Source organism: Sandarakinorhabdus rubra (genome assembly GCF_010994245.1).
GTDB lineage: Bacteria > Pseudomonadota > Alphaproteobacteria > Sphingomonadales > Sphingomonadaceae > Sandarakinorhabdus > Sandarakinorhabdus rubra.
Map to the genome: position 1 here is coordinate 1 of NZ_WMHO01000087.1, position 9,994 is coordinate 9,994.

General features: G+C 67.8%; 9 protein-coding genes and 1 pseudogene. 3 read left to right on the forward strand and 7 right to left on the reverse strand.

Annotated elements, in window-relative coordinates; genetic code table 11:
- The 3 genes and pseudogenes from GJV64_RS07160 to GJV64_RS07170 all read right to left on the reverse strand — a co-directional run.
- Positions 1 to 285: pseudogene (locus GJV64_RS07160) on the reverse strand (SRPBCC family protein); the annotation flags it as partial.
- Positions 285 to 2,321 carry a hydantoinase/oxoprolinase family protein gene (locus tag GJV64_RS07165; protein WP_164156582.1) on the reverse strand — a complete coding sequence of 679 codons (2,037 nt, stop codon included), beginning with the start codon at positions 2,319 to 2,321 and terminating at the stop codon, positions 285 to 287. The gene GJV64_RS07165 and the pseudogene GJV64_RS07160, both read right to left, overlap by 1 nt.
- The gene (locus GJV64_RS07170; protein ID WP_164156583.1) at positions 2,318 to 3,274 is read right to left on the reverse strand and encodes a hydroxymethylglutaryl-CoA lyase; all 957 of its coding nucleotides are present in this window, start codon (positions 3,272 to 3,274) and stop codon (positions 2,318 to 2,320) included. The genes GJV64_RS07165 and GJV64_RS07170 overlap by 4 nt, the downstream gene beginning before the upstream one ends.
- A 58-nt stretch (positions 3,275 to 3,332) precedes the next feature.
- Here GJV64_RS07170 and GJV64_RS07175 point away from each other — a divergent pair, with 58 nt between their 5' ends.
- A complete protein-coding gene (locus tag GJV64_RS07175; protein ID WP_235927640.1) occupies positions 3,333 to 3,992 on the forward strand; it encodes an isochorismatase family protein in 660 nt (219 codons plus the stop codon).
- On the opposite strand, the gene GJV64_RS07180 is transcribed toward GJV64_RS07175, so the two are convergent.
- A complete protein-coding gene (locus GJV64_RS07180) occupies positions 3,959 to 4,606 on the reverse strand; it encodes a GntR family transcriptional regulator (RefSeq protein ID WP_164156584.1) in 648 nt (215 codons plus the stop codon). The genes GJV64_RS07175 and GJV64_RS07180 overlap by 34 nt on opposite strands.
- A gap of 228 nt (positions 4,607 to 4,834) precedes the next feature.
- Here GJV64_RS07180 and GJV64_RS07185 point away from each other — a divergent pair, with 228 nt between their 5' ends.
- Complete coding sequence (locus tag GJV64_RS07185) at positions 4,835 to 7,312, forward strand: TonB-dependent receptor (RefSeq protein WP_235927641.1); 2,478 nt, start codon at positions 4,835 to 4,837, stop codon at positions 7,310 to 7,312.
- Positions 7,313 to 7,430: 118 nt separating this feature from the next.
- Here GJV64_RS07185 and GJV64_RS07190 read toward each other — a convergent pair whose 3' ends face one another.
- On the reverse strand, positions 7,431 to 8,033 hold the full coding sequence (locus GJV64_RS07190; RefSeq protein WP_164156585.1) for a TIGR02466 family protein: 603 nt from the start codon (positions 8,031 to 8,033) through the stop codon (positions 7,431 to 7,433).
- A 113-nt stretch (positions 8,034 to 8,146) separates the two neighbouring features.
- Between GJV64_RS07190 and GJV64_RS07195 the strand changes: the two genes are divergently transcribed.
- Positions 8,147 to 9,325, forward strand: a complete 1,179-nt coding sequence (locus tag GJV64_RS07195) for a right-handed parallel beta-helix repeat-containing protein (RefSeq protein WP_164156586.1) — start codon at positions 8,147 to 8,149, stop codon at positions 9,323 to 9,325.
- Here GJV64_RS07195 and GJV64_RS07200 read toward each other — a convergent pair.
- On the reverse strand, positions 9,279 to 9,797 hold the full coding sequence (locus GJV64_RS07200) for a GNAT family N-acetyltransferase (RefSeq protein ID WP_164156587.1): 519 nt from the start codon (positions 9,795 to 9,797) through the stop codon (positions 9,279 to 9,281). The two genes, GJV64_RS07195 and GJV64_RS07200, sit on opposite strands and share 47 nt — an antisense overlap.
- The coding region (locus GJV64_RS07205) for an ArsC/Spx/MgsR family protein (protein ID WP_328799166.1) at positions 9,794 to 9,994 on the reverse strand (201 nt) is incomplete at its 5' end. The genes GJV64_RS07200 and GJV64_RS07205, both read right to left, overlap by 4 nt.

The window sequence follows — 9,994 nt, forward strand, 5'->3', positions numbered from 1 at the left end:
GGCATGCTCCACGCTGCCGCCCGGCCAGCGTTCGACGAGCGCGCCGCCGGCCCGGGCATCGAGCCGCAGCGCACCGGGCACCTCGCTGTAGCTGTGTGCCGGGTCCCACCAGGCCTGCCAGTTGACCAGCGCCTGCCACACCATGTCCGGCCGCGTCGGCATCACCGACACATGGTGGCTGGTGAAGCCGTCGGCGCGGGCATCGACCACCTCGGCGCTGGCCGGCGCGGCCAGCAGCAGCGCGCCGGCCAGCAGCGCGATCGGGATGGGGCGCCCGCCGTGCATCAGGCCGGCGTGATCAGCAGGTTGCCGACCGCATCGACCGTGGCGATGTGGCCGTTGTGGACCAGCGTGGTCGAATCCATCTCGGTGATCACTGCCGGGCCCTGCACCACGTCGCCGGCGCGCAGCCCGGCCCGGTCATAGATCACGGCGGCGCGGGCGGCGCCGTCCATCCACACCTCGTGATCACGCACGCGGGCAGCCGCGGGATTGCCATTGCCGCGGGCGATCTGCTCGGCGGCGACATTGGCGGCCTTGCCCAGCGCGACGACGCGGATGTTCACCAGCTCCTGAGGCACGGGCAGGTTGAAGGTGAACAGCCGCTTGTGCTCGGCATCAAAGCGGGCCGCGAGGCTGGCGATGGTCGATCCCGGCGGCGAGGCGAGCGGCACCTCGAAGGCCTGGCCGGCATAGCGGATGTCGATCTCGACCCGGATTTCGATGTCGCTGGCGGCAACCCCCTCGCTGGCCAGTTCGGCACTGGTCTGGGTGATGAGCTCGTCGATCACCGCGCCAACCTCGGCGTCATTGGTTTGCGTCACCAGCTTGTTGAAGCTGCGCTGCGCGTCCACCCGCAGCCTCGTGGTGGCATCGCCATAGGCGCACAGCACGCCGGGCGAGGGCGGGATGATCACCGGCCAGCTGCCCATCAGCATGCCCATGGCGTTGCCATGCAGCGGCCCGGCGCCGCCAAAGGCCATCAGCGCGAAATCCCTGGGGTCATAGCCCTGCTGCACGGACACCAGCCGCAGCGCGCCGAACATCGTTTCGTTGACGATGGCGATGATGCCGGCCGCCGCGTCCATCAGCGGCAGGCCCAGTGCGTCGGCCACGGTCTGCACCGCGCGGCGCGAGGCTTCACGGTCCAGCCGGAAGGCGCCGCCCAGCAGATTTTCCGGCAGATAGCCCAGCACGACGTTGGCATCGGTGACGGTGGGCAGCTCACCGCCGCGGCCATAGGCGGCGGGGCCGGGCACGGCGCCGGCCGATTGCGGGCCGACACGCAGCGCCTTCGTCAGTTCCGGCACGGTGGCGATGGAGCCGCCGCCGGCGCCCACCGTCTTCACGTCGAGGCTGGAAGCGCGCACGGTGAGGTGGCCGACGCTGGTTTCGCGGCGCAGGCGCGGGGCATAATCCTCGATCAGCGCGACATCGGTGGAGGTGCCGCCCATGTCGAGCGTCAGCACGTTGGGGAAACCGGCGTTCTTCGCGATCCACACGGCGCCCGCCACACCGCCGGCCGGGCCCGACATCAACAGGTTCACCGGCGCGGTGCGGCTCTTCTCGGCGCTCATCAAGCCGCCGTCGGAGCGCAGCAGGCTCAATTTGGCCGGCGTGCCCCAGTCCTTCAGTGCCTGTTCGAGGTTGCCGACATAGCGCGCCACGGTGGGGCGCACGGCGCTGTTGGCCACCGTGGTCAGCGCCCGCTCATATTCCTGCATCTCGGGCAGGATGTCGGCCGACAGCGAGATCGGCAGCCCGGGCAGTTCCTCGGCGCAGATCTCTGCGATGCGCCGTTCGTGGGCATCGTTCATGTAGCTGTTCATGAGGCAGACGGTGATGGCTTCCACCTTCTCCTCGGCCAGCCGCTTCAGGCTCTGGCGCAGCGCCGCCTCGTCGAGCGGGCGCACGATTGCGCCATCGGCGCCGATGCGTTCGACGGCCTCGATCGTGGCTTCCAGCGGCGCCATCGGGGTGGGCTTGGGCCACACGATCCACGCCGCCAGCCCGCCCGGCACGAGGCTGCGGGCGATCTGCAGGATGTGGCGATAGCCTTCCGTCACGATCAGGCCGACACGGGCGATCTTGTGTTCGAGGACGGCATTGGTGGCGACCGTGGTGCCGTGCAGGAACAGCGAAAGGTCTTCCGCCGAAATGCCGGCCTTCTCCGCCAACTGGCGGGCGCCGGCGATCACCGCTTCGGACGGATCATGCGGGGTGGACGGCACCTTGTCGCGCACGGCGCGCCCCGTCGCCTCGTCGATCACGATCAGATCGGTGAAGGTGCCACCGACATCGACGCCCAGTCTGTAGCTCACGAGTTCACTCCGGTGGGGATTGGGCGCGCGACGAAATCGCCGGCTTTGCCGGCACGGCTCGGAAGGGCGCGGCCCATGATGGTGGCAAACCAGCGGTTGGCCGCCAGCGTGGTGTCGAGATCATAGCCGGTGGCAATGCCGGACCGGCCGAACAGATAGAGCAGCTCTTCGGTGCCGACATTGCCGGCCGCGCCGGGCGCGAACGGGCAGCCGCCCAGCCCGCCGAGCGCTGAATCGAAGGTGCGGCAGCCGGCGAGATAGCCGGCCCAGGCGTTGGCGGGGGCCAGTCCGCGCGTGTCGTGGAGGTGCAGGCGGATGGGAACGGGGGCGATGGCCTCGATCACCCGGGCGGTGAGCTCACCCACCTGCCCGGGCACGCCAACGCCGATCGTGTCGGCCAGCGCAATCTCCTGCGCGCCGGCCTCGGCCATGCGGGTGGCAAGCTCGACCACGCGGGTTGCTGGCACCGGGCCCTCATAGGGGCAGCCGAAGGCGGCGCTGATCGTCACCTGCGCGAACAGCCCGGCGCCCTTCGCTTTCCTCAGCATGGCGGTGTTGGCGGCGATGCCGTCGGCGATGGTCTGCCCCTGGTTGACGATGCCGAACGTGTCGGTGGCGACCAGCACGCAGCCGGCTTCGTCGAGCGGGCGGGCGTTGTCCCGCGTGGCGATCGCCCGGTCTACCCCACGCTCGTTGAGGACAAGACCGATGAAGCGCACACCGGGGGCTGCGGGCAGACCGGCCACCACGCCTTCCGCGTCGGCCATCTGCGGCACCCGGCGCGGGTTGACGAAGCTCGCCACCTCGATGCGGGTGGCGCCCATGGCGACCAGGTGATTGATCAGCGCCAGTTTGTCAGCGGTTCCCACCAGAACGGATTCGTTCTGCAACCCATCGCGGGGCGATACCTCTACGATGGTCACCGGGTCGGTGGGAGAAGATGGGGCGGGCATGGCGTTTTGTATACAAAGGCGCTGCTCCCCTGTATAGACGGCGGCACGGGAGAAAAGCGTGAATCACACCACGTCGGGCCAGATTGGGGCGGATGCGGATTATGCCGCGGCGGGCTTTGGCCAGGGCCTCGTTCCAGGCCGCCAGCCGGCCTTGCTGATGATCGATTTCGCACGCGCCTATTTTGTGCCCGACTCGGCGCTCTATGCCGGCGTGGAGGCCGCCCGCGATGCGGCAGCCGTATTGCTGGCGGCGGCCCGGCGCTGCGGCATGCCGGTGTTTCACACGCGGGTCGAATATCAGCCGGGCGGCGCGGATGGCGGCGTGTTCTTCCGCAAGATCGCCGCACTGAAGCTGTTCGAGGCCGGCAGCCCGCTGGGCGATTTCGAGCCGCCACTGGAGCCCGCGCCGGGAGAGGCGGTGATCACCAAGCAGTATCCATCGGCCTTCTTCGGCACCAATCTTGCCGAACAGCTGCGCCGGGCCGGGATCGACACGCTGGTGATTGCCGGCCTCTCCACCTCCGGCTGCGTGCGCGCCAGCGCTGTTGATGCCATCTGCCATGGCTTTGTGCCGCTGGTGGTCAGGGATGCGGTGGGCGACCGGCTGGCCAGCGTGCACGAAGCCAATCTGTTCGACCTTGCCGCCAAGACGGCGGAGATCGTGTCGTTGGGCGATGCGATCGCCTATTTCGAGGGGCTTGCCGCCCGGAAGGCGTGAAGCGCGCGCCGGATGTGGGCGGTCATGACCGATCGGGCCCATTCCGCGTCCCGCGCCGCGCAGGCCTGGATGAGCTGGCCATGCTCGAGCGCGGAGCGCTCGAGGTCGCTCCGGTCATAGCGGGTGGCGGTGCGGCGCACGATCGGCTGTTCCACCAGGCCGGCCAGCATGGTGGTGAGCCGGACCGAAGCCGACGTCCGCAGCACGATGTCGTGAAAGCGGCGGTTGGCGGCCAGGAAGCCGGCGATGTCCGGCTCGGAGGCGGCGATGGCGGCCTCGAGGTCGACGTTGCAGGCCTTCAGCTGATCGAGTTCGCAGGCCGTCATGCGCACCGCCGCGCGGGCGGCAGCATGGCCTTCCAGCATGGCGCGCAGGGCGAACATCTCGGCCACATCGTCCACGTCCCAATCCGCCACCACCAGGCGGCCGCTGCGGGTGCGGACGGCATAGAGCTCGGCCTCCAGGCGGCGCAGCGCCTCGCGGATCGGCGTGCGGGAAACGCCGACGATATCGGCCAGCGCCTCCTCGCGCAGCGGCGTGCCGGGGCTGGCATCGCCGGACAGGATGAGGCCACGCACCTCGGCATAGGCACGGTCGGCGGCGCTGCTGTTCATGACACGCGATTCATCCTGAGCACATTGTCCCCCGCGCCTTCGGCCTTCCCGTGTTGCAAAACTGTGACGCACACTCTGCATAGCAGCAAAACGGACGAATGGCAGCTTGCATCCATCCATTTTTGTATACAATAGCGGCCACAACACGCCGGCCGGCAGGGGGGAATGGGGATGATGATGCGCAGCACTGACAGGTTCGTGAAGCCGCGGCTCCTGCTGACGGCAGCGATGATTGTGGCGGCCGCCAGCCCGGCGTTGGCGCAGGACGCCGAGGCCGAGGGCGGTGAGATTCTGGTCACGGCGCGGCGGTCGTCGGAACGGCTGATCGACGTGCCGGCCTCGGTGTCGGTGATCACGGCCGAGACGCTGGCCGCCACTGGCACCTTCCGCAGCCAGGAACTGCTGCAGCTCACCCCGGGCGTCACCATCGTGTCGGGCACGGCCGAGGCCGGGGACACGCAGATCAACATCCGCGGCCTCAACGGCGCGAGAGATGCCGAAAGCTCGGTGGCGCTGGTTGTCGATGGCATCCTGAAGACCAACACCGCCCAGCTGAACCAGGTGCAGGGCACGCTGCGGCAGGTGGAAGTGCTGAAGGGGCCGCAGGGCGCGCTCTATGGCCGCAACGCGGCGGCCGGTGCCATCGTGATGACCACGCTGAAGCCCGGCGACGTGCTGGAGGGCGCCGTGCGCGCCAACTACGGCGAGCTGGGGACCGCGCAGGCCTTCGCCCACATCGCCGGCCCGCTGAGCGATGGCATCGGCTTCGTGCTGTCCGCCAATTACCAGACGACCGACGGCTTCTGGCGCAACGAGTTCCTGAACAACGCCAAGGTGGTGGACGATCAGGAAAATTATGGCATCGATGGCCGCATCGTTGCCAAGCTGGGCGATGCCACCACGCTCGACGTGAAGGCCCGCCACGCCTATCTGTCGGGCGCGTCGATCAACTTCAACGCCAGCTTCCACCTGCCCAATTTCGCTGCGGTGAACCCGGCCTTCTACGAGAATGTGAACGACCGCCAGTTCCGCTATTACAGCAACATCCGGCCCACCAACACGCAGTCCACCTGGGAAGCCTCGGCGCGGCTGGAGCATGATTTCGGCGGTGGTACGCTGTCGGCCTGGGCGCTGTTCTCCGATGTCGACCAGTCGCTGACCGCGGATGGCACCTCGGCGGATTTCGCGCGCTACACCTTCCCGGGTGCCACGCCCACCAGTGTGGCGGTGTCGAACCAGTGCTTTGCCACCACGGCGGCGCTGACCGGCTATCCGCTGGCGGCGCCCACCTTCATCGGCCAGACGCCAGTGCCGTTCATCTTCGATCCGGTCACCGGGTCGACCTTCGGCGCCTACAGCCCGACCACCTGCGACGGCACCCAGCTGCAGGTGCGCAAGCAGCAGGATATCTCGGCCGAAGTCCGCTATGCTTCGCGCAATGACGGCCCGGTCAACTGGTCGCTGGGCCTCTATTATCTCAACATCGACCGCGAGACCGGGGTGAGCCTGGGCGCAGATCTGGGCCAGGGCGTGTTGCCGACGCTCTACAACGCGCCCGGTTCTGCCAACCCCACCAGCCAGCTGTTCAACGACCGCTTCCGCACCGATGTCTATGCCGCCTTCGGCAATGTCGACTGGAAGCCCACCGAGCAGCTGACCCTGGGCGCTGCGCTGCGCTATGACATCGAGCGGCGGCGCGCCCAGAACCTGGTGCCGTTCGTCACCGATCCGATCACCGGCGGGCCAATCAACCCCGGCCAGCAGGGTGGCCCGATCCCGCCGGCCGCCAGCACCTTCCGCCAACTGCAGCCCAAGCTGACCCTGACCTTCAAGCCGAACGATGACACCGCGCTGTTCGCCAACTGGGGCGTGGGCTTCAAGGCGGGCGGCTTCAACAACCAAGGCTCGGCCGCGATCGTCGACAATGCCTTCAACGACGGCGTGACACCGGGCACCATCAATGCCGGGGTGCTGATCAATGACCAGTATCGCCTGGAGCGCTCCAGCGCGTTCGAGGCCGGCATCAAGGGCAGCCTGTTCGATGGCCGCGTCACCTATGACCTCGCGGGCTATTACACCCAGGTCCGCGACATGCAGTTCTTCGAATTCTTTGTCGGCGGCTTCGGCCTGCTGCGGGTGGTGTCGAACATCGACCGGGTCGACCTGTGGGGCGGCGAGCTCAACCTGACGGCCAAGATCGTCGAGGGCTGGACCATCTTCGGCTCCGGCAACGTCACCGGCAGCGAGATCAAGCGCAATGCCAGCCGGCCGGACACTGTGGGCAACAAGAGCCCCTACACCGCCGATTACACGCTGAACCTGGGCACGCAGGTCAGCGTGCCGCTGAACGACAGCCTGAAGGCCAATCTGCGCGCCGATTATCGCCTGACCGGCCCGACCTGGTTCCACAGCGTGCAGAACCAGGAAAAGCCCACCCTGTTCAGCGGCCTGCTGCCGATCTCGGCGCTGCAGCTGCCGGGCTTTGTCGGCAACGCCCGCTACGACGTTACCCGCCGCGACGCCTTCGGCATCGTCAACCTGCGCGCCGGCATCGAGGGCAAGAACTGGACGGCGACGGTGTTCGCCAACAACCTGTTCGACAAATTGTGGCTGAACGAGGTGATCCCGGCCATCGAGTTCGGTGGATCGTTCATATCGCCCGGTCAACGCCGGGTGATCGGTGCAGAACTGGGCTTCCGTTTCTAAATTGGCAGTGTATGTGACAAATTACTGACCGCCTCCCCCCGGGGCCGGTCAGCACGGCGGGGAGGGCCCGCCCGGCCCGCCGCTCCACCCCCACCCAGGAGCGGCGGGCCGTATCGGTTCAGGCGAAGTTGAAGCTGATCGAGACGCGCTCGCTGCGCGTGGAGCCGGGCAGCACCTCGTGCCGCAGCCAGCTTTCCCACAGCAGCAGGAGGCCGGGCGCCGGCGCCACCGTCACGAAGCTGCGCAGCGGCTCTGGGGCGCTGGCCAGCCGGGGCGGCGCGTGCATGAACATTGGCAGGCGCGGATCCTCAAACCGAATGGCACCGGCACCCGTCGGCACCTCGACATACAGCGTGCCCGAGATGATGCTGCGCGGGTGGATATGGCCGCTGTGGGCGCCGCCGGGCTTGAGGATGTTGACCCACAGGCTGTCGAGCCGGGGCTTGCGACCGGCCAGATCCAGATGGGTGGCGCCGGCAAAGGCGCCGGCCTGCTTCACCAGCCAGCGGGCGAGGGCGGCAAAAGCCGGGTCACGGGCCGGCAGGTCATTCAGCGAGGCGTAGCTGGTATAGCCGCGGTAGCGATGATCGCGGGCCCAACGCTGCCCGGCGCGATCCTCGGCGGCCAGGCTGTGGCAGCTGTGCGCCAGGGCCTCCAGCAGAACCGGATCTTCCAGCTGCGATTGCCAGAGCGGAGTGGAAAACAGCTGGGAGACGGCCATTTCGGCGCCATGAACTGCCCTTGCCAGCGTGGCAAGTCCGCAATCCCCGCAGCGTCGCGCCGTTACCTCGGCTGCCCGCCGCATTGCCCGCGGGCGCGAGTGGGAGTTGCCACATGCGGGACAGGAAGATGCTCGGCTGGTCTTGGCTTCGCGCGTTGCTGTTGGCCATTGCCATGCTGGCCGGGCCGGCGTGGGCGAGCGGTGGCACCGTGCTCGTGATGCGGCCGGACAATGTGGCAGCCGTGCTGGCCGCGGTGAAGCCGGGCGACACGATCCGCATGGAGGGCGTGTTCAACAGCCGGCTTGTCATCACCGGCCGGGATTTCGGCGGGGTCAAGGTCGACGGCCGGCGGGCGGTGCTGAAGGAAGGCCTGCAACTGCGCCTTGTCCACAACATCAGCTTTGACGGCTTGACCATCGGCAGCCGCGACCGTGGCACAATTCACCTGTTCGGCGCCTTGGTGCAGACGTCCAGCCACATCAGCTTTTCCAACATGAAGGTTCTGGGCAATCTCGACGGCAAGGGCACCGGCATGCGCGTCCTCGACTCGCGCTTCGTGACGGTGCGTGATTCCCATTTCGAGGGCAATGTCGATGGCTTGCAGTTCCTCACCACGCCCGACAGCCTGGCCGTGCGAAATCGTTTCGTGCGCAACGAGTCCGACGGCGTCAAGATCGTCAACAGCCAGCGGGTGATTGCCGCCCACAACAGCTGCACCGATATCCGCAAGGCCCCGAAGGCGCACCCTGATTGCATCCAGCTGTGGAGCATCGTGGACAAGCCTTTGCAATCCGACATCTATATTCTGAACAACATCGCGATCGGCACCACCCAGGGCTTCACCTCGTTCGATCCGGGTTCGCTCAGCGGCACGCAGCTGACCTTTGCCGGCAACTATGCGGCGATCACCTATAACCACGGCATCACCTGCAGCGGCTGCACCGACAGCCGTTTCCTCGACAATATCGTGATTTCCCTGCCGGAATCGCGGAACCGGGCGATGATCTACCACCCGCTTGACCGCGGCAACGAAGCGGAGGGCAACCAGCTGTTCGATCTGCGCGGCCGGTTCGGTGGCGACCTGCCATTGCCCAGCTTCACGTCGTTGGTGCCCAGCATCGCCGGCCTGGTGGGCAGCCAGTGGGACGACCGCAGCTTCGGACTGTTGTCTGACGTGGCCAGTGTGCCGGAGCCCGGCATCTGGCTGATGATGCTCGCCGGTTGGGCGCTGGTCGGCGTCCGGCTCAGGCGGGTGCGGGTGCGGGGGCGGCTTCCAGGCTGCGCTGCATGAAGACGATGTCGAGCCGTCGGCCGAACTTCTCGCCCACCTGAGCCAGCAGCCCCACGCGCTTGAAACCGCAGGCGGCATGCAGGCCGATGGAGGCTTCGTTGCCGGAGTCGCCGATCACGGCGATCAGCTGACGAAATCCTGACTGACGCGCGGCATCAACCGCCGCCATCAACAGCGCATTGCCGATCCCGGTGCGCTGGGCGTCGGGCGAGACATAGACGCTGGTCTCGCCGCAGAAGCGATAGGCGGCGCGGTCACGGAACTGGCTGACATAGGCAAAGCCGTCCACCTGCCCCATGGTGACGTGTACCAGCCAGGGCCAGCCGTGCGATTTCACCTTCATCAGCCGCTGCGCCATCTCGGCGGCCGACGGCGGTTCCACTTCGAAGCTGGCGGTGCCGTGCAGCACGGCAGGTGCATAGATGGCAGCCAGCGCCGCGGCATCCTCCATGCGGGCCGGGCGGATGCTCATAGGGCGTCCAGCGCGGTTTCGGCCGGCCGGGCGAGCACGGTGCCGCGCGGGCCGATCACCACCGGCCGGTTGATCAGGATGGGATCGGCCAGCATGGCGGCAAGGATGGTGGCATCGTCGGCGTCGGGCAAGCCAAGCGCTTGCGCCTCGGTGCCTCGGGTGCGCAGCAGCGCGCGCGCGCCGCCCACGGCCGCGGC